The sequence below is a fragment of the Variovorax sp. GW822-FHT04E09 genome, from assembly GCF_058800845.1.
The window spans coordinates 17,048-41,905 of sequence record NZ_JBXAMR010000016.1 but is presented as its reverse complement, the minus strand read 5'-3'; the positions used below and the strand labels follow the sequence as shown (position 1 = coordinate 41,905).

The following is a 24,858-nucleotide window of genomic DNA, read 5'->3' as shown; positions in this document are numbered from 1 at the left end:
AGGCCTGCGCTTCGCCATCCGTGAAGGCGGCCGTACCGTGGGTTCGGGCGTCGTGGCCAAGATCCTCGACATCTAAGTCGGACGCAAAGGAATCACCATGGCTACCAAGCAAAAGATCCGCATCCGCCTGAAGGCATTCGACTACAAGCTGATCGACCAGTCGGCCGCTGAAATCGTGGACACCGCCAAGCGCACCGGCGCGATCGTCAAGGGCCCCGTGCCCCTGCCGACCCGCATGAAGCGTTTCGACATCCTGCGTTCGCCGCACGTCAACAAGACGTCGCGCGACCAGCTGGAAATCCGCACGCACCAGCGCCTGATGGACATCGTCGACCCCACCGACAAGACCGTGGACGCGCTGATGAAGCTCGACCTGCCGGCCGGCGTCGACGTCGAGATCAAGCTGCAGTAATTCGACCTCGCGTCGCATTCCGAGCACAGCCCGCCTGCAGAAATGCAGGCGGGCTTTTTTGTGCTTCACGTTTGTTTCTCAACTGTGGCATCCTCGCGCACCGGCCTGCGGGACGCAGTGCGCCGGGGCTGAAACGAGGGCAGCACACGTGATGAGCCAGAAGTTCTCTTTTGCATTCGGTGCGGCGTGCATCGCAGCGGCATTGCTGGCAGGTTGCGGTGGGGGAGGTGGTGGTGGCGGAGGCGGCGGTGGGTTTCCCATCGGCCTGCCGATCGTGCTGAACCCGGTCGCCCTGAGCGGGAAAGCCACTTACGACTCGGTGCCAAACAACAACGGGCCCCTCCTGTACGCGAGCACCACGGCCAAGCCTGTGCGCGGCGCCACGGTGGAGGTGCTCGATGCCAACACATCGGCGCAGCTCGCGTTGACCACCACGGATGACGGTGGCAATTACGCGGTCTCGGTGCCGGCGAACACGAACATCACCGTGCGCGTCCGGGCCCAGCTGACCCGGACCGGTCCGGGCGCGACCTGGGATGTCACGGTGCGCGACAACACCCGCAGCGACGCGCTGTACTCGATGCAGTCGGCGAGCTTTTCGTCGGGAAGCGTGGCATTGACGCGCGACCTGCGTGCGGACAGCGGCTGGGGAGGTTCTGGCTACAGTGGGACGCGCGTCGCGGCGCCGTTCGCCGTGCTCGACACGGTCTACACCTCCATGCAGAAGGTGCTGTCGGTGGCGCCGGCTTCGGCGTTTCCTGTGCTGAAGGTTTTCTGGAGTGCCGACAACACGCCGTCCACGTCGATCAACCTCGCGACAGGGCAAATCGGCACGACCTTCTTCTTCAACAACGGAAGCAGCGGTCGGCAGATCTATGTGCTGGGCAAGGAGAACGTCGACACCGACGAGTTCGACGCACCGGTGATCGCGCATGAGTGGGGGCACTATTACCAGTCGGCGTTCAGCCGCGACGATTCGATGGGGGGCGAGCATGACGGAACGGATCGTCTCGACCGGCGGCTCGCTTTTTCCGAAGGCTGGGGCAATGCATGGTCGGGCATCGCGCTGAACCGGAGCAACTACGTGGACTCGACGGGTGCGCAGCAGGGCGAAGGTGGGCGGCTGGATCTGTCCGCCGGGCCCCCGACCGGCAACCCGGGCTGGTTCCGCGAACTGTCGGTCCAGGCCATCCTGTGGAACCTCAACCGGCAAGCCGGCTTCAAGCCCATCCACGACACCTTGACCGGCTTCCAGTTCCGAAGCGGCGCGCCGGTCACGTCCATCCACGCGTTCGCCGCCGCGTTCAATGCGACGTCGCCTGGCAACGCCTCGGCGCTGAACAGCCTGCTGACCGCGCAGGGCATCACCTCCAGCGATGCATTCGGCACGGGCGAATCGAACGACGGCGGGGTGCCAAGAGCGCTGCCGATGTACGGAGCCTTGACGGTTGGTCCGGCGCCGAGCAGTGCCTGCGTCTCCAATGCGGCGGGTACCGGCAACAAGCACGGCAGCATTGCCTACCTGCGCTTCACCGCGCCGGCGAACCGGGACTACCAGGTCACGGTCGGGGGCGCCACGCTGCCGGACTTCGACGTCTTCCGGGGCGGAGAGATCGCCCGGTCGGGCAACCGGGTCAGCCTGAGCGCGGGTGAGTACGTTCTGGCAGTGCGGGATGCCGCAATGACGAGCTCCTCTGCTTCGCCGCTGTGCCTCAGCGTGCTTGTTCAATAGGAAGGGAAGGCTCGCGATGATCCTGAACACTCGCCTCTCTTTGGCTGCCGCGTTGGCGGCGGGACTTGCACTGTCCGCGCTCCCGGTCTCTGCCCTGGCCGACGGCATGCCGCCGGCGCGCACCACTGCGAAGCTGTCGGCTGCAACCTCGAAGGATGCGGCCACCCCCTGGGTGACCGCATCGAGAAAACCCAATGACTCCGGTGTCAAGCTGCAGTACCGGCTGGACGGCGCGCCTCAGGCCGGCAAGCCGACTGTCGTCGTTCTGCAGTTCGACGGCGTCAGCGACCCCGCGGGCGCCAGCGTGACGCTGACGGTCGATGCGGGCCTGACGCTGTCCGGCAACGCGTCGCTGAGTCTGCCGCCGGGACAGCGCTCCGACACTTCCGTCACGGTGATCAGCCAGGGTGACGGTCTGGCCTACCTGAATGTGTTCATCAAGCAGGCTGGTCGGACCAGTGCCATTTCCATCCCGATCCAGACCGGCGCGGCGGCGCCCGCCATGAAGGCCAATGGCGAGATCAAGTCGCTGCCAGGCGGCGACAACATCATCTCGCTGCCCGCGAAATAGGCCCGAAAGCCACCCGAAACGGGGCCGGAACCCCCTGAATCCGGCCCGAAAAGGGCCACTTGCGCCCCGGTTCAACTGCGGGCTATAATCTCTGGCTCTGCCCTTGTTGCGTCCGTTCGGGCGCCGTTCTGGCAGAGATTTATCAACCTTCTCTCGCAGGCCGGGAAACCAGCCAAACGCTGTCGCCAATTGAAGTGGCAGCGGCGAAGGAAGTCTTCCATTTTTGGAGAAAACAAATGAGTCTGAGCAACTCCCTCGGGTTGCTGGGCCGCAAGGTGGGGATGATGCGTCTCTTCACCGATGACGGGGACGCAGTTCCCGTCACGGTGGTGGATGTGTCCAACAACCGTGTGACCCAGATCAAGTCCCAAGAGACCGATGGCTACGTCGCCCTGCAGGTGACGTTCGGTTCGCGCAAAGCATCGCGCGTGACCAAGCCCCAAGCCGGCCACCTTGCCAAGGCAGGTGTCGAAGCTGGTGAAATCATCCAGGAATTCCGCGTCACCGCCGATACCGCAGGTCAGCACAAGGCTGGCGGCGTGATCGCGGCAAGCAGCGTGTTCTCCGTGGGCCAGAAGGTGGACGTGCAAGGCACGACCATCGGCAAGGGCTACGCCGGCACGATCAAACGTCACAACATGAGCTCGCAGCGCGCGTCGCACGGTAACAGCCGTTCGCACAACGTGCCCGGCTCGATCGGCATGGCACAAGACCCCGGTCGCGTGTTCCCCGGCAAGCGCATGACGGGCCACCTCGGCGACGTCACCCGCACGACGCAAAACCTCGACGTGTTCCGCATCGACGAAGCACGTCAGCTGCTGCTCATCAAGGGCGCGATCCCGGGTTCGAAGGGTGGCTTCGTCACCGTGCGTCCCGCCATCAAGGCCAAGCCGCAAGCGGCTGAAGGAGCGAAGTAATGCAACTCGAACTCCTGAACGAACAAGGCCAGGCCGCGTCGAAGTACGACGCCCCCGAGACCGTGTTCGGCCGTGACTACAACGAAGACCTGGTCCACCAGATCGTCGTTGCATTCCAGGCCAACGCCCGTCAAGGCACGCGCGCCCAGAAGGACCGCGAACAGGTCAAGCACTCGACCAAGAAGCCTTTCAAGCAAAAGGGAACGGGCCGCGCCCGCGCCGGTATGACGTCCTCGCCCCTGTGGCGCGGAGGCGGCCGGATCTTCCCGAACATGCCTGACGAAAACTTCTCGCAGAAGATCAACAAGAAGATGTACCGCGCCGGCATGGCCTCCATCTTCTCGCAGCTCGCTCGCGAAGGCCGTCTGGCCGTGGTCGATTCGCTGACCGTGGATTCGCCCAAGACGAAGCCGCTGGCAGCCCGTTTCAAGGCAATGAATCTCGAGTCCGTGCTCGTGATCGCCGAAGAAGTCGACGAAAACCTGTACCTTGCCTCGCGCAATCTGGTCAACATCCTCGTGGTCGAACCCCGTTACGCCGATCCGGTGTCGCTGGTTCACTACAAGAAGGTGCTGGTCACCAAGGGTGCCGTCGACAAGCTCAAGGAGATGTTCGCATGAGCCGCGTGAACCCCACCCCTGCACAACGTAAGTTCGACGAAGGCCGTCTCATGAACGTGCTGGTCGCACCGATCGTGTCCGAAAAGGCCACGATGGTCGGCGAGAAGTCGAACGCTGTCACTTTCAAGGTGCTGCAAGACGCCACCAAGCCCGAGATCAAGGCCGCTGTTGAACTGATGTTCAAGGTCGAAGTCCAGGGCGTGTCGGTGCTCAACACCAAGGGCAAGACCAAGCGCTTTGGCAAGTCCATCGGCCGCCGCGACAACGTGCGCAAGGCTTATGTGACGCTGAAGGCCGGTCAAGAGCTCAACCTCGTCGGGGAAGGCGCTTAATCATGGCCGTCATCAAGATGAAACCCACTTCGCCGGGCCAACGCGGCGCGGTGAAGATTTCGCGTGACCACCTGCACAAGGGTGCGCCTCACGCAGCCCTGCTGGAACCCCAGTTCCAGAAGGCCGGCCGTAACAACAACGGTCACATCACGATCCGCCATCGTGGCGGTGGTGCCAAGCACCACTACCGCATTGTCGACTTCGTGCGCAACAAGGACGGCATCCCGGCCAAGGTCGAACGCATCGAGTACGACCCGAACCGCACCGCCCACATCGCTCTGGTCTGCTACGCCGACGGCGAGCGCCGCTACATCATCGCCCCGCGCGGTCTGGAAGCTGGTGCAACCCTGATGTCGGGCGCCGAAGCCCCGATCCGCGCCGGCAACACCCTGCCGATCCGCAACATCCCCGTGGGTTCGACGATCCACTGCATCGAACTGCAACCCGGCAAGGGCGCGCAGATCGCACGTTCGGCCGGTACCTCGGCAACGTTGCTGGCCCGTGAAGGCGTGTACGCCCAGGTCCGCATGCGTTCGGGCGAAGTCCGTCGCATTCACATCGAATGCCGCGCGACCATCGGTGAAGTGGCCAACGAAGAACACAGCCTGCGCCAGCTCGGCAAGGCCGGTGTGAAGCGTCACATGGGTATTCGCCCGACCGTTCGCGGCGTGGTGATGAACCCGGTCGACCACCCGCACGGTGGTGGCGAAGGCAAGACTGGCGAAGGCCGCCATCCTGTCGACCCGTGGGGCAATCTGACCAAGGGCTATCGCACCCGTAACAACAAGCGCACGCAGGTCTTCATCGTGTCGCGTCGCAAGAAGTAAGGGATAGCCAATGACTCGCTCTCTCAAAAAGGGTCCTTTCGTCGACCACCACCTCGTGGCCAAGGCCGACAAGGCCGTGACGAACAAGGACAAGAAGCCGATCAAGACCTGGTCGCGCCGCTCGATGGTTCTGCCCGAGTTCATCGGTCTGACCATCGCTGTGCACAACGGCAAGCAACACGTGCCCGTGTACATCACCGACCAGATGGTCGGCCACAAGCTCGGCGAATTTGCGCTCACGCGCACGTTCAAGGGGCACCCCGCGGACAAAAAAGTCCAGAAGAAGTAAGGAACGACCATGTCTGAAACACGTGCAGTCCTCCGCGGTGTCCGCCTGTCGGTCGACAAGGGCCGTCTGGTCGCGGACCTGATCCGCGGCAAGAAGGTCGATCAAGCGCTCAACGTTCTGCAATTCACGCAGAAGAAGGCCGCTGTGATCATCAAGAAGGTGCTCGAGTCGGCGATTGCCAACGCCGAGCACAACGACGGTGCCGACATCGACGAGCTGAAGGTCAAGACCATCTACGTCGAGCAAGGTGCAACGCTCAAGCGCTTCACGGCGCGCGCCAAGGGTCGCGGCAATCGCATCAGCAAGCCCACGTGCCATGTGTACGTGACGGTTGGCAACTAAGAAGGCCTGGAAGAAATATGGGACAGAAAATCCACCCAACCGGGTTCCGCCTTGCGGTCACCCGTAACTGGTCCAGCCGTTGGTACGCAAGCGACCGCGATTTCGCGGGCATGCTGGCCGAAGACATCAAGGTTCGCGAATACCTGAAGAAGAAGCTGAAGAACGCTTCGGTGTCGCGCGTCATGATCGAGCGTCCCGCCAAGAACGCACGCATCACGATCTACTCGGCTCGTCCGGGCGTCGTGATCGGCAAGAAGGGCGAAGACATCGAGAACCTCAAGCGCGAACTGGGTAAGCAGCTCGGCGTGCCGGTTGCGGTCAACATCGAAGAAGTGCGCAAGCCCGAAATCGATGCGCAGCTGATCGCCGACAGCATCACGCAGCAGCTCGAAAAGCGGATCATGTTCCGCCGCGCCATGAAGCGCGCCATGCAGAACGCCATGCGTCTGGGTGCCCTGGGCATCAAGATCATGTCGGCTGGCCGCCTGAACGGCATCGAAATCGCACGTACCGAGTGGTATCGCGAAGGCCGCGTGCCGCTTCACACCCTGCGCGCCGACATCGACTACGGCACCTCGGAAGCCAAGACCACCTACGGCGTCATCGGCGTCAAGGTCTGGGTCTACAAGGGCGACACGCTGGGTCGCAACGACCTGCCGGCCGTCGAAACGCCGCGTCCGGACGAAGAGCGCCGCCCGCGTGGTCCCCGCCGTGATGGTCGCCCTGGCGACCGTCCGGGTGGCGACCGTCGTGGTCCCGGCCCCCGTGCCGGTGCCCGTGGTCCGATCGGTGGCAACACCGCTCCGGCCGATGGCAGCGACAAGCCCGCAGAAGCAACCGGCGGTGCCGGTGCAGACTCGAAACCCGCCGTTAAGCGCGTCCGCAAAGCCGCGCCCGCTGCAGCAGCGGACGGTGCCAAGACCGAGTAATCGGTCGCTCCCGGGCACGCAAGTGCCTGGGGCCCTCACGGAGTAACAAAACATGCTGCAACCTGCACGCAGAAAGTTCCGCAAGGAACAAAAGGGCCGCAACACCGGCATCGCAACCACGGGTAACTCGGTTGCGTTCGGTGACTTCGGTCTCAAATGCACCGACCGCGGTCGCCTCACGGCGCGCCAGATCGAAGCCGCTCGTCGCGCGATCTCGCGTCACGTGAAGCGCGGTGGCCGTATCTGGATCCGCGTGTTCCCGGACAAGCCGATCTCTACCAAGCCCGCTGAAGTGCGGATGGGTAACGGTAAGGGCAACCCCGAGTACTACGTCGCTGAAATCCAGCCTGGCAAGATCGTGTTCGAGATCGTCGGCGTGCCCGAAGAACTCGCCCGCGAAGCGTTCCGCCTGGCCGCCGCCAAGCTTCCGCTGCGCACGACGTTCGTCGCTCGCCAGCTCGGCGCCTGAGAGGAGAACATCCATGGCAACACGTAAGAAGAAAGAAACCGCGGCTTCGGCCAAGGTGACGAAGGCCGCAACCCTGCGCACGAAGGACGTCGCAGGCCTGCAAGCCGAAATCAAGGATCTGCAGAAGGCCCACTTCGGCCTGCGCATGCAGAAGGCCACGCAACAGCTGTCGAACACCACGACGCTGCGCGTGACGCGTCGCGACATCGCTCGCGCCAAGACCATTCTTGCTCAGAAAGAGCAAGAGACCCAAGCCGCCAAGTAAGGAGTGAACATGACGGAAGCTAAAAAATCCCTCAAGCGCACCTTGATCGGCAAGGTGGTCAGCGACAAGCGTGCCAAGACCGTGACCGTGCTGGTCGAGCGCCGTGTGAAGCACGAGCTCTACGGCAAGATCGTGGCCAAGACGAGCAAGTACCACGCCCATGACGAAAAGGGCGAGTACCACCTCGGCGACACCATCGAGATCACGGAAAGCCGTCCGATCTCGAAGACCAAGAACTGGGTCGTGACCCGTCTGGTCGAGAAGGCCGTCCTGGTCTGATCAGGCACTCGGTCGCCCTTGAGGCAACCCATCCGGAAACGGCCCACAATGTGGGCCGTTTTTCTTTTTCAGGAGCAATTCACATGATCAAAGTCGGCGACACCCTTCCTTCGGCCACCCTGCAGGAATATTCCGAAGTGGAGGGCGAGGGCTGCAGCATCGGCCCGAACCCGGTCGACGTGACCAAGGCCACCGCGGGCAAGACCATCGCGCTGTTCGCACTGCCGGGCGCCTTCACGCCCACCTGCTCGGCCAAGCACGTGCCGGGCTACGTGCAGCACTTCGACGACTTCAAGGCCGCCGGCGTGGACGAGATCTGGTGCGTGAGCGTGAACGACGCGTTCGTGATGGGCGCCTGGGCGCGCGACCAGAAGACTGGCGCCAAGGTGCGCATGCTGGCCGACGGCAGTGCCGATTTCGCGAAGGCCACCGGCCTCACGCTCGACCTGACCGGCCGCGGCATGGGCCTGCGCAGCAACCGCTACTCGATGCTCGTGAAGGACGGCAAGGTCGCGACGCTGAACGTCGAAGGCCCGGGCAAGTTCGAAGTGAGCGACGCCGACACACTGCTCGCACAAGCCCGCGGCTGAACCTGGCTCTTTCGTGGGGGCCGCCGCGCACGGCCGCCCGAAGCGGCCGGCCCGCCCCCGGTAGGGGGTTGGCGAAGCGACACGAAGTGCGCGCAGCCTGGGGGCGAGTCTAGAGGTCTACCTTGAGGTAGTGAGCCCCGGCGACGGGGTTGTGATAGTAGGGCGGCACCTCCGCGAAGCCCAGGTCTTCGTAGAGGGCGCGCGCCGACTCCATGTCGTCGAGGGTGTCGAGCAGCACGCAGGCATAGCCTGCGCTGCGGGCCGCATCGAGGATGGCCTCGGCCAGTTGCCGGCCGAGCCCGAGCCCCCGGAACCCGGGGCGCACATACAGCCGTTTCATTTCCGCCGCGTTCGCGTAGTCCGTGCTGTCGATCGGGCGCAGCGCGCAGCAGCCCGCCACGTGGGCGAGCGTGCCGTCGGCGCGCTTCAGCGTGGGCGCGGCGCGGCCGGCGTCTTCGTTCACATGGGCGGGATCGACCAGCGCCAGCAGCAAGGTGCCGCGCGGCTCGGCGTACTCGCCGGGCAGTCCGGCCAGCTCGCCGTCGAAGTCCTGGAAGTCGAGGTCGATGGCCAGCGAGCCCGCGTAGTCGCGGAAGATGGCGCGCACGGCGTCGACTTCGTGCGGTTCGTCGGGCGTGAGCAGCACCACGGCCGGCATGTCCGACAGTGGTAACGGGCGGGAGACGGAAAAGCCGCTCATACGCGCAACGACGCCACCCAGAACGCCACGCCCGCGCACAGCGCGAACAGCACCAGCGCCAGCGTGCGCGACACCGCATCGTCGCGGCTCGGAGCCACGCCGTTGCCATTGCCATTCCCGTTGGGGGCCGCGCCCGCGACCACCAGCTTGTCGCCCGACAGCATCGGCCCGACCAGCCGGTGCCGCTTGACCAGCACGTAGAACAGCACCGCCAGCACATGCAGGCTCACCAGGGCGATCACGATCCACTTGCCCTGCGCCTTGTGCCAGCCCGTCGCCAGGCTCACCATCGCGCCCGACACGAAGCGGGTCAGCGGCCCGGAGGCGGAAATCTCGTCGTCGGCCATCAACCCAGTGGCGACCTGCAGAATCAACAGCGCCAGCACCGCGAACACCGACAGCGCGCCCAGCGGCGTGTGTCCGATCAGGTGGTCGGGGTGCGACTTGCCGCGCAGGTAGGCGATCACCGAGCCCGGCGCATAGATGAAGGCCGCGAAGCGCGACCAGCGCCCGCCCACGACCCCCCAGATCAGCCGGAACAGCAGCAGCGCCAGCACGGTGTAGCCGAGGCGGAAATGCCATTCCATGATGCCGTTCAGGCCCGTCACGATCAGGCCGATCACGGCGAAGGCGAGCGCCCAGTGAAAGAGGCGGGTCGGCAGGTCCCAGACGCGTGTGCGGGCCACCGAGAGGGTGTCGGTCATCGAAAAAGGCGCCGGGGCGCGAGGCTGCGGAAGGCGCAGATTAGCAAAGTCCGGCCCGGTCGTTCCACCGGGTTGTTGCTATGCGCCCGACACGGGCAGCCCCTACACTGCCTGCAGCACCGCGTTCGACGGTGCCCAAAACCCCCACACAAGGACCCACGATGACCCGTTTTGCTTCGTTCGCCCTTGCAGCCGCCTGCGCTGCGATGTCCCTGCCCGCCGCGGCACAGTTTGCCAAGCCCGAAGATGCCATCAAGTACCGCCAGAGCGCGCTGTTCGTGATGGCCCAGCACTTCGGCCGCTTGGGCGCCATGGCCAACGGCCGGGCGCCCTACGACGCCGCCGCTGCCGCCGCCAACGCCGAGATCGTCGCCGACATGGCCAAGCTGCCCTGGGCCGGCTTCGGCGCCGGCACCGAAGGCGGCAAGGCCAAGCCCGAAGTCTGGAAGGAAGCCGCGAAGTTCAAGGAACACCAGGACAAGGTGATCGCCGAGACCGGCAAGCTGGTGGTTGCCGCCAAGGCCGGCAACATCGACGCGCTCAAGGCCCAGTTCGGCCCGACCGGCGCGAGCTGCAAGGCCTGCCACGACAGCTTCCGCAACCAGTAAGCCGCGGGCTTTCGCCACGAAAAAGGCGCTCCTTGGAGCGCCTTTTGCTTTTCTGGGGCCGAAGGTCAGGCCTCGGCCAGGAGCTTTTCGATCAGCTTGTGCAGCTCGGCGAAATCGGGCTCGCCCACATAGCGCTTCACGATTTCGCCCTTCTTGTTGACGATGAAGGTGGTCGGCGTGAGCTTCACGTCGCCCCAGGCCTGTGCCACGCTGCCGGTGTTGTCGATCGCCACCTTGAACGGCAGCTTGCGGGTTTCGGCGAAGTTGACGACGTAGCTCGGCGGGTCGTAGCTCATGGCCACCGCCAGCGTGTCATAGCCCTTGGCCTTGTACTTGTCGTAGGTCGAGATCACCTTGGGCATCTCGGCCACGCAGGTCACGCAGCTCGTGGCCCAGAAGTTGACCAGCGTGACCTTGCCCTTCAGGTCGGCCGTGCTCTTGGTGGTGCCGTCGAGCAGCACGAAGGTCGAGGCCGGGGCGGCGGTGCTGCCCGAACCGAGGTACACGCCCACGCCGGCGGCCAGGGCGATCACGACGGCGGCGGCAGCGATGTATTTTTTCATGGGCACCTGAAGGAGAGAGGCGGCGCGATTTTAGTTCCGCGTGCCGGAACGCGCCGGCGCACGCGCTTCATTCCCCGAAGGCCGCTCGATAATCGTCCTCCGATGCCCTCGCTTCCTTTCCCCTCCTGGCCCGTGCTGGCCCTGGCCGCCGCGCTGGGCGCCTGCAGCCCCACCTTCAACTGGCGCGAAGTGCCGATCGCCGACGCCGGCCTGGTCGCGCTGCTGCCCTGCAAGGCCGACCGCGCCCAGCGCGCGGTGCCGCTGGGCGCCGAGTCGGTGCAGGTCGACATGACCGGCTGCGAAGCCGGCGGCGCGACCTTCGCCGTGGCCCATGCCGCCGCCACCAGCCCGGCGCAGGCCGAGGCCTGGCTCACGGCCTGGCGCACGGCCACGCACGGCCAGCTGGGCGTCGCGCAGGTGATCCAGGGGCCGGCCACCTTGCCGCGCGCCACGGCCGTTCCCGCACCGTGGCGGCTCGACGGGCAATCGGCGCAGCAGGGCGTGGCGCCGGTCCAGGTGCTCTGGTTCGCGCAGTCGCAGAAAGACGGCAGCGTGTCGCTCTACCAGGCCACCGTGCTCGGCCGGCCGTCCTCGCCCGAGGCGACCAAGACCTTCTTCGAGGGCCTGCGCCTGCCATGAGCAGGGGCCGGCCGACAGGCCGCGATGCACGGGCCAGCTATCGTTTTCATAGCTGTTGCCGCGGCGCAAACCTACACCCCGGCCACGCGCCCGCCATGGCCGCTTTCCCCGGTTGCCGCGTTGTGTCCTCGATGTCTCTACTTCCTTTGGGCGCCCCCGCATAATCGACGCGTCGTCCTCCGAGCCGCATGAACAGCATCCTCATCATTGCCCACTCCCCGTTCGCACAGGCGCTGCGGCAGTGCGCGCTGCATGTGTTCCCCGACTGCGAACAGGCGGTCGTGGCCCTCGACGTGCTGCCCAACGTGTCGCCCGAGGAAACGCTGGCCGCCGCGCGCATCACGCTCGCGCAGCAGTTGCATGCCCCGCGCTCGCAGGTGCTGGTGCTGGCCGACGTGTTCGGCGCCACGCCCTGCAACGTCGCGCAGAAGCTGGTGGACGGCGTGCGCTCGCGGCTCGTGGCCGGTGTCAACCTGCCGATGCTGCTGCGCGCCGTCACCTACCGCCACGAACCGCTCGACACCCTGGTGCAGCGGGCCCTCGCGGGCGGCACCGCCGGCGTGATGCAGGTGGCGGTGGCGGCTCCCCAGAACCAGGCGAAAAGAAAGCACAGTGATCAAGAAATCCGTGACCATCAGCAATAAGCTGGGCCTGCACGCACGCGCGTCGGCCAAGCTGACCAAGCTCGCCGGCAGCTTCCCCTGCGAGGTGTGGCTGTCGCGCGGCGACCGCCGCATCAACGCCAAGAGCATCATGGGCGTCATGATGCTGGCCGCCGGCCTCGGCGTGACCGTCGAGCTCGAGACCAACGGCCCGCAGGAAGACGAAGCCATGAACGCCATCGTCCAACTGATGGACGACAAGTTCGGCGAAGGCGAATAAGGACCCGCGCATGACCTTCGCAGTCCACGGTCTCCCGGTCGCCCGTGGCATTGCCATCGGCCGCGCGGTGCTGGTCGTGTCCAGCCGCATCGACGTGGCGCACTACTTCATCAAGCCGGAAGAGATCGAGACCGAGATCGACCGCGTGCGCACCGCGCGCAACGCGGTGGCCGACGAGCTCACCAAGCTGCAGGCCAGCGTGGCGCAGATGGGCCCGAACGACGCGCCGCACGAGCTTGCGGCGCTGCTCGAGGTGCACCAGATGCTGCTGCAGGACGACGTGCTCAGCGGCGGCGTGAAGCACTGGATCAGCGAGCGGTTGTACAACGCCGAATGGGCGCTGACCACGCAGCTCGAAATCATCGCGCGCCAGTTCGACGAGATGGAGGACCCGTACCTGCGCGAGCGCAAGGCCGACCTCGAACAGGTGGTCGAGCGCATGCTGCATCGCATGAAGGGCACGGCCGCCGTGCTCGCGCCGAGCCCGCCGCGGCGCAAGCGCGCCGCCGCCCATCATGACCACGACGACGAAGACGACGACCCCACCGCGGGCGACGGCTTCGACGTGCCGCTGGTGCTCATCGCGCACGACCTCTCGCCGGCCGACATGCTGCAGTTCAAGAAGAGCGTGTTCGCGGGCTTCGTGACCGACGTGGGCGGGCGCACCTCGCACACCGCCATCGTCGCGCGCAGCATGGACATCCCGGCCATCGTCGGCGCGCGCTCCGCGAGCCAGCTGGTGCGCCAGGACGACTGGGTCATCATCGACGGCGAGGCCGGCGTGATGATCGTCGACCCGTCGCCGATCATCCTGGCCGAGTACGGCTTCAAGCAGCGCCAGGGCGACCTCGAGCGGGGGCGGCTCGCGCGGCTGCGCCACAAGCCCGCCGTCACGCTCGACGGCCAGCGCGTCGACCTGCTGGCGAACATCGAGATGCCCGAGGACACGGCCGGCGCCGTCAAGGCCGGCGCCGTGGGCGTGGGCCTCTTTCGCAGCGAATTCCTCTTCATGGGCCGCGAGAACTCGGCGCGCCAGACGCGCCTGCCCGACGAGGAAGAGCAGTACCAGGCCTACAAGCGCGCGGTCGAGGGCATGCAGGGCATGCCCGTCACCATCCGCACCATCGACGTGGGCGCCGACAAGCCGCTGGACGGCAAGTCGGGCAGCAAGCAGGAGCACCTGAACCCCGCGCTCGGCCTGCGTGCCATCCGCTGGAGCCTGGCCGATCCGGCGATGTTCCTCACGCAGTTGCGCGCCATCCTGCGTGCGGCGGCGCACGGCGAGATCCACCTGCTCATTCCGATGCTCGCGCACGCCAGCGAGATCCGCCAGACGCTGTCGCTGATCGACTTCGCGCGCGCCGAACTCGACAACCGCGGCGCCGTGTACGGCCCGGTCAAGCTCGGCGCCATGATCGAGATCCCGGCCGCCGCGCTCACGCTCAAGACCTTCCTGAAGCACTTCGACTTCCTGTCGATCGGCACCAACGACCTGATCCAGTACACGCTGGCCATCGATCGCGCCGACGAAGCCGTCGCCCACCTGTACGACCCCGCGCACCCCGCGGTGCTCAAGCTCGTGGCCGACACCATCACCGAGTGCCGCCGCCAGGGCAAGGGCGTGTCGGTGTGCGGCGAGATGGCGGGCGATGTCGCCTTCACGCGCCTGCTGCTGGGCCTGGGCCTGCGCAGCTTCTCGATGCACCCCTCGCGCATCCTCGCCGTGAAGCAGGAAGTGCTGCGCGCCGACACCGGCAAGCTCGAGCCCTGGGCGCAGGGCGTGCTCGACGCGGACGATCCCGCGGCCGCACTCGCGGGCTGAGCCCGCGCTTTCGCATACCTTCGTCTTCGTGATGCACCGTGAAAACGGTGGGTCGCGGGGCGGATGAAACAAACCGAAATACGGCGATACGGGCGTGAAAGGACTCACCGCGCCTTGACGCGCACCATCAGGTCTCCTCTTCCAACCCCTGAAAGAAAGGCCTGCATCATGATCGTCAAGTCGTCCTTCTCCCTCGCGCAGCTCGTCGCTGTCGGTTCCTTCGCCATGCTCGCCGCCGCCGGCGCCAAGGCTGAAAGCTACGAGGGCGTCCACGCGCCCGTGTCGGCCATGAGCCGCGCCGATGTCAACGCCGAAGCCGTGCGTGCCGCCGCCGCCCCCGACCAGAACGTCGTGCGCGGTTCGCGCGGCCCCGAGACCGTGGCCGTGTCGACCGACCGCGCCCGCGTCATCGCCGAAGCCGTGCGCACCGCCGCCGCCCCCGACCAGAACGTGACCTCCGGCTCGCGCGTGAACAGCAAGGTCATCTCGACGATGCAGAACCCCGTCGACGCGCGTGCCGCCGCCGCGCGCGACAGCGGCAACCGCCTCTGAGCCACTGCGGCGCATGCGTCGCCGCCGTCGCCACGTTCATCACTGAAGCAGCCCCGCGCAGGGGCGCATGAAGGAGCACCCCCATGAAGCACTGGATCAAACGAACCCTGTTCGGATTCGCCGGCCTGGCCGTCGTCGCCGGCAGCATCGCCGGCTGTGCCGGCCATCGCCACGGCTGGGGCGGCGACAGCGCCGAGTTCCGCGCCAAGATGGTCGAACGTGTCGGCAGCAAGCTCGAGCTCGACGCCGCGCAGAAGCAGAAGCTCACCGTGCTGGCCGAGAAGCTGCAGGCACAGCGCCAGGCGATGCGCGGTGCGGGCGGCTCGGGCGATCCGCGCTCGCAGTTCAAGGCGCTGTTCGCGGGCAACACGCTCGACCAGGCCGGCGCCGCGCGCCTGGTCGAAGAGAAGACCGCCGTGGTGCGCACCGGCAGCCCCGAGGTGATCGCCGCCGCGGCCGACTTCTTCGACCACCTGAATCCCGCCCAGCAACAGAAGGTGCGTGACTTCATGGAGCGCGGCGGCCGCCGCTGGTCCCGCCATGGCTGAAATGGGCTCGCCCCCGGGCTGGGGGCGCTTCGTGTCGCTGCATCGACCCGCTCTGCGGGCGCCGCAGCAGCACGTGGGTTCCGCGGTGTCCCGCGAACTGGCGGTAGTGCCGGCCATGGACGGCGTGCGCACCGTGCTGCGCTTCGAAGGCGCGGTGGTGCTCGCGGTGGCACTGGTCGGCTATGCCCAGTTCGGCATGGGCTGGGGCGTGTTCGCGCTCTGGCTGTTCGCGCCCGACCTTTCGCTGCTCGGCTACCTCGCGGGGCCGCGTGTCGGCGCCGCGCTGTACAACGCGGCGCATGCGCTGATCGGGCCCGTGCTGCTGCTGGCGCTGGGCGTGTTCGCTGCGCAGCCGTGGGCGGTGGCCGGCGGCCTGATCTGGCTGGCCCGCGTCGGGCTCGACCATGCGCTGGGCTTCGGCCTGAAGTACGCGACGGGCTTTGCGTCCACCCACCTCGGCCGCATCGGCCGCGCCGATCCGTGGTGAGTGCCGTGGCCCGTTCGCGTCCCTTGATGCGCCCTGCGCTCGCGCGCACCGTGATGCTGGGCGAGGCGCTCACGCTCGCCGTCGCATCGGCGGTGCACGGCGGCTGGCTCGGGGCCGGCCACGCGCATCCGCAGGCGCGCACCGCCGAAGCCGTGATCGCCACCGTGCTGGTGCTCGCGGCGCTCGAAACCTGGCGCCGCCCCGCGCATGCCCGCACGGCGGCGATCGCCGGACAGGGCTTTGCCCTGCTGGGCACGCTGGTCGGCCTTGGCACCATCGTCGCGGGCATCGGCCCGCGCACGGTGCCCGACGTGGTCTACCACGTGCTTTTGCTCGCCGGCCTCGCCGCCGGCCTGGTCTGGACGGTGCGATGCCGGCCGGATTGATTGCAAGCCTTGCCATTCGCGCTCTCTTTGCCAGGAGGCACAATCCCGCCATGCCGCGCATCCTGCTGATCGACGACGACGAACACCTCGCCGCGCCGCTGACCACCTACTTCGCACGCTTCGGCTGCACGCTCGACAGCGCCAAGCGCCCGAGCGAAGGCATCGCCAAGCTGCGTGCGGGGCACTACGACGCGGCCATCCTCGACGTCATGCTGCCCGAGATGGACGGCTTCGAGCTGTGCCGCGAGATCCGCAAGGAAAGCGACATCCCCATCGTGATGCTCACCGCGCGCGGCGAGGTGATGGACCGCGTGGTCGGCCTCGAACTCGGCGCCGACGACTACGTGCCCAAGCCCTTCGAGCCGCGCGAACTCGTGGCGCGCGTGCAGACCATCCTGCGCCGCCAGCGCAGCGCGCCGGCGGCCGCCGCCGCCAACGCCCAACTGCGCGTGTTCGACGGCCTCTCGATCGACCTCGACCGGCGCCAGGTGCTGCGCCACGGCGAGCGCGTGGAACTCACCGGCACCGAGTTCGACCTGCTCGCGCTGCTGGCCGGCGAGCCCGGCAAGGTGTTCAGCCGCGACGACATCCTCAACCGGCTGCGCGGCCACGAGGCCGAGCTCTTCACGCGCGCGGTCGACATCGTGGTGAGCCGGCTGCGCAAGAAGCTCGAGCCGCTCGACTGCATCAAGACGCTGCGCAACGCCGGCTATGCGCTGGCCGTGGCGCCGGGCGAGCCGTCTTCATGAGATTTCCCCGCAGGCGCGCAGGCGCCGTGCCCGCCGACAACGAAGGCCTGTGCCCCGGCAAGGAGCGCCGCCGGCACTGGCACGCGCGCATGCACGCGCACATGCAGCAGCGCTGGCGCAGCTCGGTGCGCGTGCGCATCGTGATGATGTTCGTGGTGCTCGCGCTCGTGATGGCGGCGGTGTTCGTGGGCGGCATGAAGCGCTCGTTCTCCAGCACCTGGGCCGAGGCCGCGCAGCCGATGCTGATGGACTACGCCGACCGCCTCGTCGCCGAACTCGGCACGCCGCCCGACACGGTGCGCGCGCAGGCGCTGGTCGACCGGCTGCCGATCACCATCCGCATCACCGGGCCCAGCGTGAATTGGGAGTCGAACCCCGGCAACGACATGCACGCGCGCGGCGGCTGGTTCTACGACCGCGACCGCGAGGAGTCGATGTTCTCCACCGAGCGCTGGTTCGTGCGCCCCACGGCCGACGGGCACAAGGTCATCTTCGGCTGGGCGCCCCGGCTGTGGCAGCTCGCGCCGCGCGCGGCGGGCTGGACCACGCTGTGCGTGCTGCTGCTGCTCGTGGTGGTGGCCTACGCGCTGGTGAGCCGGCTGCTGCGTCCGCTCATCGACATCCGCGAGGGCGCGCAGCGCTTCGGCCGCGGCGAGTTCACGCAGCCCATTCCGATCCGCCGCAACGACGACCTGGGCGACCTCGCGCAGCGCGTCAACACCATGGCCAGCGACATCCAGGCCATGCTCGATGCCAAGCGCGGCCTGCTGCTGGCGCTGAGCCACGAGCTGCGCTCGCCGCTCACGCGGGCCCGGCTCAACGCCGAGCTGCTGCCTGCCACGCCCGAAGGCGAGGCCGAGCGCGAGGCACTGCTGCGCGACCTCAACGAGATGCGCGACCTGATCAGCGACCTGCTCGAAAGCGAACGCCTCGCGAGCCCGCATGCCGCGTTGCAACGCGAGCCGGTCGACCTGGCCGCGCTGGTGCGCGAGATCGTGGCCGAGATGCCCGGCGCACAGGCCGTGCAACTCGACCTCGCGGACGGATTGGTGCCGCAGGCCGTCGACCGCATGCGCGTGCGCCTGATGGTGCGCAACCTGCTGGACAACGCGCTGCGCTACAGCGCCGGCGCACCGCAGCCACCGACCGTGAGCTTGCGCGCGCCGGCCGACGGCGGTGCCGAGCTCGAGGTGCGCGACTTCGGTCCCGGCGTGGACGACGCGCAGCTCGAACGCCTGACCGAGCCCTTCTATCGCACCGACGGCGCGCGGGCGCGCGCCACCGGCGGTGTCGGCCTGGGCATGTACCTGTGCCGGCTCATCGCCGAAGCCCACGGCGGCCGGCTCACGGTGCGCAACGCGCACCCGGGCCTGCAGATCAGCGTGCGGTTCGGCTGAGGCGCGTGGTGGCTGCCGTTTCGGCAGACCAGCCGCCGCCGAGCGCGTGGTACAGCGCCACGCTGGCCTGCAAGCGTGCCTGCAGCAGCTGCGCGCGTGCGTCCTGCGCGGCGAACAGCGTGCGCTGCGCATCGAGCAGCGTGAGCAGCGTCTCGGCGCCCGCGCGGTAGCGCGATTCGGCGAGCGTGCGCGCGCGCTCGGCCTGTGCCAGTTCCTCGTCCTGTGCGGCGCGCTGCGTGTCGAGCGCGGCCACGGCGTCGAGCGCGGTCAGCGCGTCGGTGAAGGCGGCCACGGTGGCGGCGCGGTAGGTCGCGAGCAGCTCCTCGCGCCGCGCAGCCGACAGGTCACGCGCCGCCGCGCGCCGGCCGCCGTCGAAGACCGGTGCCGCGAGCGCCGCCGCCAGGCTGTACACCGGGTGATCGAACAGCGTGCCGAAACGCGGGCCCGCCGCCGAAAGGCCGGCGCTCAGCGTGAGCGTGGGGAACATCGCCGCGCGCGCCGCCGCCACGTCCGCATCGGCCGCGGCCAGCGCGGCCTCGGCGCGTGCGATGTCGGGCCGGCGCGCGAGCAGGTCGGCCGGCAGGCTGGCGTCCACCGCGGGCAGCGCGAGCTGCTGCAGGCTGGTGGCCGCGATCCGCACCTCACTGCCGGCCTGGCCGAGCCAGCGCGCCATGCGGATGTCCGCCGCGCGCGACTGCTGGTGCAGCGTGGCGGCCGTGCGCCGCTGCGACGCGACGATGCCGCGCTGCTGCGCAAGCTCGAGCGGCGAGGCCGCGCCCGCGCGCGCACGGGCCTCGACCAGCTGCAGCAGCCGTTCGGCATCGTCCAGGCTGCGCCGCGCGATGGCCGTGCGCTCACGCAGGCCCAGCGCTTCGAGCCAGGCCGCACCCGCGCCTGCGCGCAGTGCGAGCCGCACCGCATCGCGGTCGAAGGCGCTGGCCTGTCGCGAGGCGCCGGCACTGTCGCGCTGTGCACGCAGGCGGCCCCACAGGTCGACCTCGTAGCGCGCATCGAGCCCGAGCGCGCGCCGGTTGCCGCTCACGTTCGCATTGCCGCCGAGCCGGCCTTGGCGCTGCACATCGGCGGTGGCCGACAGCTCGGGCCAGGCCGAGGCGCCAGTGATGCGTTCCTGCGCTTCGGCCTGGCGCAGACGCGCTTCGGCGGCATCGCCGTCGGGGTTGCCGGCATCGACCGCGGCGACGAAGGCCGGCAGCTCGGTGCTGCCGAAACCGGTCCACCACGGATCGGCGACAGGCGGTGTGCGCGCAGGCGCATCGGTCGAAGGCGTCGCGCAGCCCGCGAGCAACAGCGCCGCCAGGGCCAGCGCGGCGGGAGAGAAGAAAAGGCGCGTCATGGCAGTCGTCATTCGGAAGACAGGGCCGCGACCGGGTCGAGCGCGGCGGCCTTGCGGGCCGGCATGAAGCCGAACACCAGGCCGGTGAGCACGGCGCAGCCGAAGGCGCCCGCGATGGCCGTGAGGGAAAAGATCACCGGCACGCTCCACACGATGAGCGCGGCGCCCACGAGCAGCCCGCCCACCACGCCCGCGACGCCACCGGTCACGGTGACCAGCACCGCCTCGACGAGGAACTGCCGAAGGATGTCGCGCTGGCGTGCGCCGGTGGCCATGCGGATGCCGATCTCGCGCGTGCGCTCGCGCACGGTCATGAGCATCACGTTCATCACGCCGATGCCGCCGACCACCAGCGACACCGCCGCGATCAGCCCGAGCATCACGGTCATGGTGCGCTGGGTCTGCGCGCGTGCCTTGATCGACTCGGTCTGGTTGAACACCTGCACGTCGCGCACGTGGCGCTGCGCGGCCAGCACCTCGACGATTTCCGCCGCCGTCTCGGAGGCCTTGTCGACGTCGTGCACGGCCACCGCCACCCAGGTCGGGTGGTTGCTGCCGTACAGCCGCGCGGCGGCGGTGGAGAAGGGCACGATCACGCGCTCGTCCTCGCTGGCCTGGCCGCCGCCCGCGCCCTTGGCGGCGAGCACGCCCAGCACGTCGAAGGGCACGTTGTCCAGCAGGATGCGCTGGCCCACCGGGTCGGTGCCGTCGGCGAACAGCGCGGCCTGCACGCGCTCGCCGATCACCGCGACCTTGGCCAGGCTCTGCTCGTCGCTCTCGTCGAAGAAGATGCCGCGCGCGGTCGGCCACTTCAGCGCCTGCTCGAAGTCGGTGGTGGCGCCGCCGCCCTCGGTGCGGTGGTCCACGTTGCCGCGCCGCGCGACCACGAAGCCCTCGATGTAGGGCATGGCCACGCGCACGTTGGGCAGGCCGCGGATGGTGTCGACGTCGGCCAGCGTGAGCTTGCCGCCGCGCCCGCGCGCGCTGTCGGGAATGGCGGCCACGTACATCTTGTCGGCACCGAACAGCGAGATCTGCTTCATCACCGCCTCCTGCGAGCCGGTGCCGACCGCGAGCATCACGATGACCGAGGCCACGCCGATCACGATGCCCAGCAATGTCAGGCCAGTGCGAAAGCGGTGGATCCACATCACGCGCCAGGCCGCGCGCAGCGCCTCGTGCAGCTCGGAGAGCAGGGCGCGCGGGGTGTCGGCGGCGTCGGCTGTGTTCGCAGGGGAGGGCCGGGGACGCGGCTCTGGCAGCGCTTCAACGGGCGCGCGCCCGCTGTCCGACACGATGCAACCGTCGCGGATCTCGATCACGCGGCGTGCGCGCTGCGCCACCTCGCGGTCGTGCGTGATGAGGATCACGGTGTGGCCGGCGGCGGCCATCTCGTCGAGCAGCGCCATCACCTCTTCGCCGCTGCGCGAGTCGAGCGCGCCGGTGGGCTCGTCGGCCAGCACGATGCGCCCGCCGTTCATGAGCGCACGCGCGATCGACACGCGCTGCTGCTGCCCGCCCGACAGCTGGTGCGGCCGGTGGCCCAGCCGATCGCCCAGGCCCAGGCGCGTGAGCAGCCCGCGTGCGCGCGAGGCGCGCTCGGCGGGCGCCGCGCCGGCGTAGATGGCGGGCATCTCGACGTTCTCCTGCGCCGACTCGGTGGAGATCAGGTGGTAGCCCTGGAACACGAAGCCGAAGGCCTCGCGCCGCAGCCGCGCGAGCGCGTCGGCGTCCATGCCGGCCACGTCCTGGCCGGCGAACAGGTAGCGCCCGCCGGTCGGCCGGTCGAGGCAGCCGAGCAGGTGCATCAGCGTCGACTTGCCCGAGCCCGAACTGCCGACGATGGCGACGAACTCGCCCGCATGCAGCTCCAGCGTGATGCCGCGCAGCACCTCGACGGCCGGCGCGCCGTCGTGGCCACCGTAGGACTTGCGCAGGTCGTGCAGCGCGATCAGCGGGGGCGTCTTTGTCTCGGCCGCACTCACAGCTGGAACTTCCGCGTGCCGCCCCCGGCCGCGCGCTCGCCGGTGATCAGGCGTTCGCCTTCGGCCAGGCCTTCGAGCACCTCGCCCGAGAGCCGGTCGCGCACGCCGATGCGCACCTCGCGCGGCGCGGGCTGGCCGTCGGGGCCGAGCACGCGCGCGGTGAAGCGCCCGGCCTGGCCCTTCACGGCCGTGAGCGCGGGCAGTGGCGCCACCACCACGTTGCGCGCCGAGGCGGCGACGAAGCTCACCTGTGCGGTCATCTGCGGCATGAGCTCGCCGTCGGCGTTGTCCACGTCGAACAGCACCGTGTAGAGCACGACCTTGCTGGCGGCCGGGGCCTGCGGCGCGTCGCCGCCACTCTTGCCCGCGGCCACGGGCGGCGAGGGCAGCACCTGGCGCACCGTGCCTTCCCAGCGGCGGCGGTCGGCGCCGAGCGTGGTGAAGTACACGGCCATGTCGCGCTTCACGCGGCGCACGTCGGCTTCCGAGACCTCGGTCCACACCGTCATGCTCGACAGGTCGGCCACGCGCAGGATGTCGGGCGTCTGGTAGGTGGCGTTGAGCGTCTGGCCCTCGCGCGCCTGCACCGAGACCACGCTGCCGGCCATCGGCGCGTAGATGCGCGTGTAGCCCAGGCGCGCCTCGTCGGCCTTCAGCGTGGCCTGGGTCTGGGCGATCTGGGCTTCGAGGTGCGCGATCTTCGCGGCCGCCGAGGCCAGCGTGGCTTCGGCGGTCTGCACGTCTTCGGCGCGCGTGGCGCCCTCGGCGGCCATCTGCTGCTGGCGTGCGAATTGCTGGCGCGCCAGGCGGTGCTGCGCGTGCTGGTCGGCCAGTTGCGCGCGCAGCCCCGCGAGCGAGGCGCGGCCGGCGTCCACCGTGGCCTGCTGCACGCTGGGGTCGATCTCCACCATCAGCTGGCCTTTCTTCAGCGCGTCGCCGGGCTGCACGTGCAGCCGCAGGATCTGGCCCGACACCTGCGCGCCCACGTCCACATAACGGCGCGGCTGCAGCGTGCCGATGGCGGTCACGCTGCTTTCGATGTCGCCGCGGCGCAGCACGGCGGTGTCCCAGCCGGGGTCGCGCGGACTCGCCCAAACGTAGGCCACCGCGACGGCGGCCAGGGCCAGCGCCGCGAAGGCGGCGATGCGCAGGCGTGTGCCGGCGCGCGAACGGGAAGCGGGCGCCGTCACCGGGCGTCCCTGCAGAAGAAAGCGAGGGTCATGCTGCTAAGACGTGCGAGGCGCGGAAACGGGTAGCCCGCGCGGTGCCTCATGCGGAATGAGACGTTTCGGGGGACAGGACAAACTTTACAAATCTATAATGAGAATAACTCTCAATTGCGTCGCTGCCCGCGATGCCCCTTCACACCATGTCCCATCCGGAAGTCCGGCAGCTGTACGTCGACCACCAGGGCTGGCTGCGCAGCTGGTTGCTGGGCCGCCTGCGCTGCGGCTTCACCGCGGCCGATCTCACGCACGACACCTTTCTCAACCTCATCGAGCTGCCCCAGCAGCCGGTGCTGCGCCAGCCGCGCGCCTTCCTGCAGGTGGTGGCCAGCCGGCTGATGATCAATCGCTTTCGCCGCATGCAGGTCGAGGCCGAGGTGCTGCGCACCGTCGCGCTGATGGCCGAGGACGCCTGCGCGCCCAGCGCCGAGGACAAGGCCTGCGCGCGCGAGCTGCTGGGCCAGGTGCTCGCGCTGCTGGCGACCGAGCTCGACGTGAAGAGCCGCACTGCCTTCCTGATGGCGCGCGTCGAAGGCCGCTCGTACCGCGAGATCGCGGCCGAACTGGGCGTGTCCGAGACGCGCGTGAAGCAGTACCTCGCGAAGGTGCTGGCGCATTGCCACGGCCGCATGGCCGCGGCCGTGCCCGAGACGGAAAGCGCCGACGCCCCGGCCCATGCCTGACGCGGCCGCCGAGCGCCTGCGCGAGGAGGCGGCGCTGTGGGCCGTGACCCTCGCCGACGACAGCGTGGACGACGCCACGCGCGCCGCCTGCGCCGCGTGGTGCGCGCTCGACGAGCGCCATGCGCGGCTCCTGGCCGAGATGCGCCGCATGTGGGAATCGGTCACGCCCGACACCCCCGCGCCGCAGCCTGCGCGCCGCGGCCTCTCGCGCCAGGCGCTGGGCGCGCTCGTGCTGCTGCCCTGCCTGCTCGTGGCGGGCGCCGCGATGCCGTGGCAGGCCTGGCTGGCGGATGAACGCACCGGCGCCGGCGAGATCCGCCACCTCACGCTCGAGGACGGCAGCCGCGTCGCGCTGAACAGCGACTCGGCCATCGACATCGATTTCTCCGGCAGCGTGCGCCGGGTGCAGCTGTTGCGCGGCGAGGTCTTCGTCGAGGTCGCGCACGGCGACAAGCCCTTCGCCGTGGTCGACCGCGACGGCAGCGCGCAGGCGCTGGGCACGCGCTATGCCGTGCGGCGCGAGGCGAGCGACACGCTTGTCACCGTCACCGAATCGCGCGTGCGCGTGCAGCCGCTGGACGGCGGCGACGACCGCTGGGTCGACGTGCAGGCGGGGCAGCAGGTGCGCTTCGACCGCCGCGGCGTCACCACCGACACCGTGCCCGCCGCGCCCGGCGGCCTGGCCTGGCCGCAGGGCCGGCTGGTATTCGACGACGCGCCGGTGGCCGAGGTGCTGCGCCAGCTCGGCCGGCACCGGCCCGGCCTGCTGCTGGCCGACGACGAGGCCCTGGGCGCGCTGCGCTTCACCGGCGTGCTGCCGATCCAGCAGAGCGACGCCGCGCTCGCGCTGCTCGCCAGTGCGCTGCCGAGCTTGCGCGTGTCGACGCTGTCGCCGTGGCTGGTGCGCGTGACGACCACGGCGCCGCCGTGACCGGGCGGGCGAACTTTTTCCGCGCGCGCCGCTACCCGTTTCCCGTGCCCGCTTGTCATAGGTGGTGA

The 24,858-nt window shown here is 68.7% G+C and carries 34 protein-coding genes; 28 read left to right on the top strand and 6 right to left on the bottom strand.

The window, feature by feature from the left end:
• From AC1RL8_RS31020 to AC1RL8_RS30950, 15 genes are all read left to right on the top strand, one after another.
• Positions 1-76: EF-Tu C-terminal domain-related protein (locus tag AC1RL8_RS31020; RefSeq protein ID WP_492679784.1), on the top strand; the 76-nt coding region annotated here is incomplete at its 5' end.
• A gap of 21 nt (positions 77-97) precedes the next feature.
• Complete coding sequence (rpsJ, locus tag AC1RL8_RS31015) at positions 98-412, top strand: 30S ribosomal protein S10 (protein WP_007838118.1); 315 nt, start codon at positions 98-100, stop codon at positions 410-412.
• A 151-nt stretch (positions 413-563) separates the two neighbouring features.
• Positions 564-2,144: a hypothetical protein gene (locus AC1RL8_RS31010; RefSeq protein WP_492687407.1), complete on the top strand. Its 1,581-nt coding sequence runs from the start codon at positions 564-566 to the stop codon at positions 2,142-2,144.
• Between the two features lie 16 nt (positions 2,145-2,160).
• Positions 2,161-2,715 (top strand): hypothetical protein, encoded by a 555-nt coding sequence (locus AC1RL8_RS31005; protein ID WP_492687406.1) that lies wholly within the window; start codon positions 2,161-2,163, stop codon positions 2,713-2,715.
• A gap of 236 nt (positions 2,716-2,951) precedes the next feature.
• On the top strand, positions 2,952-3,632 hold the full coding sequence (rplC, locus tag AC1RL8_RS31000; RefSeq protein ID WP_062478866.1) for a 50S ribosomal protein L3: 681 nt from the start codon (positions 2,952-2,954) through the stop codon (positions 3,630-3,632).
• Positions 3,632-4,252 (top strand): 50S ribosomal protein L4, encoded by a 621-nt coding sequence (rplD, locus tag AC1RL8_RS30995; RefSeq protein ID WP_062478869.1) that lies wholly within the window; start codon positions 3,632-3,634, stop codon positions 4,250-4,252. Before rplC ends, rplD begins: the two co-directional genes overlap by 1 nt.
• Positions 4,249-4,584, top strand: coding sequence for a 50S ribosomal protein L23 (gene rplW / locus AC1RL8_RS30990; protein WP_056576559.1), 336 nt, complete (start codon positions 4,249-4,251; stop codon positions 4,582-4,584). The genes rplD and rplW overlap by 4 nt, the downstream gene beginning before the upstream one ends.
• Positions 4,585-4,586: 2 nt before the next feature.
• Complete coding sequence (gene rplB, locus AC1RL8_RS30985) at positions 4,587-5,411, top strand: 50S ribosomal protein L2 (protein ID WP_056576555.1); 825 nt, start codon at positions 4,587-4,589, stop codon at positions 5,409-5,411.
• A gap of 10 nt (positions 5,412-5,421) precedes the next feature.
• Positions 5,422-5,700 carry a 30S ribosomal protein S19 gene (rpsS, locus tag AC1RL8_RS30980; RefSeq protein ID WP_062478874.1) on the top strand — a complete coding sequence of 93 codons (279 nt, stop codon included), beginning with the start codon at positions 5,422-5,424 and terminating at the stop codon, positions 5,698-5,700.
• 9 nt (positions 5,701-5,709) lie between these two features.
• Positions 5,710-6,042 (top strand): 50S ribosomal protein L22, encoded by a 333-nt coding sequence (gene rplV, locus AC1RL8_RS30975; protein WP_007838134.1) that lies wholly within the window; start codon positions 5,710-5,712, stop codon positions 6,040-6,042.
• Positions 6,043-6,059: 17 nt separating this feature from the next.
• Positions 6,060-6,971, top strand: a complete 912-nt coding sequence (gene rpsC / locus AC1RL8_RS30970; RefSeq protein WP_062478877.1) for a 30S ribosomal protein S3 — start codon at positions 6,060-6,062, stop codon at positions 6,969-6,971.
• 52 nt (positions 6,972-7,023) lie between these two features.
• The gene (rplP, locus tag AC1RL8_RS30965; RefSeq protein ID WP_007838137.1) at positions 7,024-7,440 is read left to right on the top strand and encodes a 50S ribosomal protein L16; all 417 of its coding nucleotides are present in this window, start codon (positions 7,024-7,026) and stop codon (positions 7,438-7,440) included.
• Positions 7,441-7,495: 55 nt separating this feature from the next.
• Positions 7,496-7,705 (top strand): 50S ribosomal protein L29, encoded by a 210-nt coding sequence (gene rpmC, locus AC1RL8_RS30960; RefSeq protein ID WP_056577224.1) that lies wholly within the window; start codon positions 7,496-7,498, stop codon positions 7,703-7,705.
• A gap of 9 nt (positions 7,706-7,714) precedes the next feature.
• Positions 7,715-7,984, top strand: coding sequence for a 30S ribosomal protein S17 (gene rpsQ, locus AC1RL8_RS30955; RefSeq protein WP_062478880.1), 270 nt, complete (start codon positions 7,715-7,717; stop codon positions 7,982-7,984).
• Between the two features lie 83 nt (positions 7,985-8,067).
• Positions 8,068-8,574 (top strand): peroxiredoxin, encoded by a 507-nt coding sequence (locus AC1RL8_RS30950; RefSeq protein WP_070061892.1) that lies wholly within the window; start codon positions 8,068-8,070, stop codon positions 8,572-8,574.
• A gap of 109 nt (positions 8,575-8,683) precedes the next feature.
• Here the strand turns inward: AC1RL8_RS30950 and AC1RL8_RS30945 are convergent, their stop codons facing one another.
• Both AC1RL8_RS30945 and AC1RL8_RS30940 read right to left on the bottom strand, forming a co-directional pair.
• Positions 8,684-9,274 (bottom strand): GNAT family N-acetyltransferase, encoded by a 591-nt coding sequence (locus tag AC1RL8_RS30945; RefSeq protein WP_492687405.1) that lies wholly within the window; start codon positions 9,272-9,274, stop codon positions 8,684-8,686.
• Positions 9,271-9,978 carry a cytochrome b/b6 domain-containing protein gene (locus tag AC1RL8_RS30940; RefSeq protein ID WP_492687404.1) on the bottom strand — a complete coding sequence of 236 codons (708 nt, stop codon included), beginning with the start codon at positions 9,976-9,978 and terminating at the stop codon, positions 9,271-9,273. Before AC1RL8_RS30940 ends, AC1RL8_RS30945 begins: the two co-directional genes overlap by 4 nt.
• Positions 9,979-10,139: 161 nt before the next feature.
• On the opposite strand from AC1RL8_RS30940, the gene AC1RL8_RS30935 reads away from it, so the two are divergent.
• On the top strand, positions 10,140-10,586 hold the full coding sequence (locus tag AC1RL8_RS30935) for a c-type cytochrome (RefSeq protein ID WP_062478890.1): 447 nt from the start codon (positions 10,140-10,142) through the stop codon (positions 10,584-10,586).
• Positions 10,587-10,651: 65 nt separating this feature from the next.
• Here the strand turns inward: AC1RL8_RS30935 and AC1RL8_RS30930 are convergent, their stop codons facing one another.
• A complete protein-coding gene (locus tag AC1RL8_RS30930) occupies positions 10,652-11,149 on the bottom strand; it encodes a TlpA disulfide reductase family protein (RefSeq protein ID WP_101493873.1) in 498 nt (165 codons plus the stop codon).
• 102 nt (positions 11,150-11,251) lie between these two features.
• On the opposite strand from AC1RL8_RS30930, the gene AC1RL8_RS30925 reads away from it, so the two are divergent.
• The 10 genes from AC1RL8_RS30925 to AC1RL8_RS30880 all read left to right on the top strand — a co-directional run bounded on the left by AC1RL8_RS30925 (position 11,252) and on the right by AC1RL8_RS30880 (position 18,611).
• On the top strand, positions 11,252-11,788 hold the full coding sequence (locus AC1RL8_RS30925; RefSeq protein ID WP_492687403.1) for a hypothetical protein: 537 nt from the start codon (positions 11,252-11,254) through the stop codon (positions 11,786-11,788).
• Positions 11,789-11,976: 188 nt separating this feature from the next.
• Positions 11,977-12,432, top strand: a complete 456-nt coding sequence (locus tag AC1RL8_RS30920; protein WP_062478898.1) for a PTS sugar transporter subunit IIA — start codon at positions 11,977-11,979, stop codon at positions 12,430-12,432.
• Positions 12,401-12,670: an HPr family phosphocarrier protein gene (locus AC1RL8_RS30915; RefSeq protein ID WP_062478901.1), complete on the top strand. Its 270-nt coding sequence runs from the start codon at positions 12,401-12,403 to the stop codon at positions 12,668-12,670. The genes AC1RL8_RS30920 and AC1RL8_RS30915 overlap by 32 nt, the downstream gene beginning before the upstream one ends.
• A 10-nt stretch (positions 12,671-12,680) precedes the next feature.
• Complete coding sequence (gene ptsP, locus AC1RL8_RS30910) at positions 12,681-14,492, top strand: phosphoenolpyruvate--protein phosphotransferase (protein ID WP_492687402.1); 1,812 nt, start codon at positions 12,681-12,683, stop codon at positions 14,490-14,492.
• Between the two features lie 168 nt (positions 14,493-14,660).
• Complete coding sequence (locus AC1RL8_RS30905; RefSeq protein ID WP_062478905.1) at positions 14,661-15,044, top strand: hypothetical protein; 384 nt, start codon at positions 14,661-14,663, stop codon at positions 15,042-15,044.
• Positions 15,045-15,127: 83 nt separating this feature from the next.
• On the top strand, positions 15,128-15,592 hold the full coding sequence (locus tag AC1RL8_RS30900) for a Spy/CpxP family protein refolding chaperone (protein ID WP_369630460.1): 465 nt from the start codon (positions 15,128-15,130) through the stop codon (positions 15,590-15,592).
• Complete coding sequence (locus tag AC1RL8_RS30895; protein ID WP_492687401.1) at positions 15,585-16,079, top strand: DUF4260 domain-containing protein; 495 nt, start codon at positions 15,585-15,587, stop codon at positions 16,077-16,079. Before AC1RL8_RS30900 ends, AC1RL8_RS30895 begins: the two co-directional genes overlap by 8 nt.
• Before the next feature lie 26 nt (positions 16,080-16,105).
• Positions 16,106-16,465 (top strand): hypothetical protein, encoded by a 360-nt coding sequence (locus AC1RL8_RS30890; RefSeq protein ID WP_492687400.1) that lies wholly within the window; start codon positions 16,106-16,108, stop codon positions 16,463-16,465.
• A gap of 50 nt (positions 16,466-16,515) precedes the next feature.
• Positions 16,516-17,214: a response regulator transcription factor gene (locus tag AC1RL8_RS30885; RefSeq protein ID WP_062478915.1), complete on the top strand. Its 699-nt coding sequence runs from the start codon at positions 16,516-16,518 to the stop codon at positions 17,212-17,214.
• Positions 17,211-18,611 (top strand): sensor histidine kinase, encoded by a 1,401-nt coding sequence (locus AC1RL8_RS30880; protein ID WP_492687399.1) that lies wholly within the window; start codon positions 17,211-17,213, stop codon positions 18,609-18,611. Before AC1RL8_RS30885 ends, AC1RL8_RS30880 begins: the two co-directional genes overlap by 4 nt.
• Here AC1RL8_RS30880 and AC1RL8_RS30875 read toward each other — a convergent pair.
• The 3 genes from AC1RL8_RS30875 to AC1RL8_RS30865 are packed head-to-tail and all read right to left on the bottom strand — an operon-like array spanning position 18,592 to position 23,140.
• The gene (locus AC1RL8_RS30875) at positions 18,592-19,965 is read right to left on the bottom strand and encodes an efflux transporter outer membrane subunit (RefSeq protein ID WP_492687398.1); all 1,374 of its coding nucleotides are present in this window, start codon (positions 19,963-19,965) and stop codon (positions 18,592-18,594) included. The genes AC1RL8_RS30880 and AC1RL8_RS30875 overlap by 20 nt on opposite strands.
• 8 nt (positions 19,966-19,973) lie before the next feature.
• Complete coding sequence (locus AC1RL8_RS30870; RefSeq protein WP_492687397.1) at positions 19,974-21,950, bottom strand: MacB family efflux pump subunit; 1,977 nt, start codon at positions 21,948-21,950, stop codon at positions 19,974-19,976.
• Complete coding sequence (locus AC1RL8_RS30865) at positions 21,947-23,140, bottom strand: efflux RND transporter periplasmic adaptor subunit (protein WP_492687396.1); 1,194 nt, start codon at positions 23,138-23,140, stop codon at positions 21,947-21,949. Before AC1RL8_RS30865 ends, AC1RL8_RS30870 begins: the two co-directional genes overlap by 4 nt.
• 179 nt (positions 23,141-23,319) lie before the next feature.
• Between AC1RL8_RS30865 and AC1RL8_RS30860 the strand changes: the two genes are divergently transcribed.
• On the top strand, positions 23,320-23,859 hold the full coding sequence (locus AC1RL8_RS30860) for a sigma-70 family RNA polymerase sigma factor (RefSeq protein WP_174543711.1): 540 nt from the start codon (positions 23,320-23,322) through the stop codon (positions 23,857-23,859).
• On the top strand, positions 23,852-24,790 hold the full coding sequence (locus AC1RL8_RS30855) for a FecR family protein (RefSeq protein WP_492687395.1): 939 nt from the start codon (positions 23,852-23,854) through the stop codon (positions 24,788-24,790). Before AC1RL8_RS30860 ends, AC1RL8_RS30855 begins: the two co-directional genes overlap by 8 nt.
• The last annotated feature ends 68 nt before the right edge of the window (positions 24,791-24,858 follow it).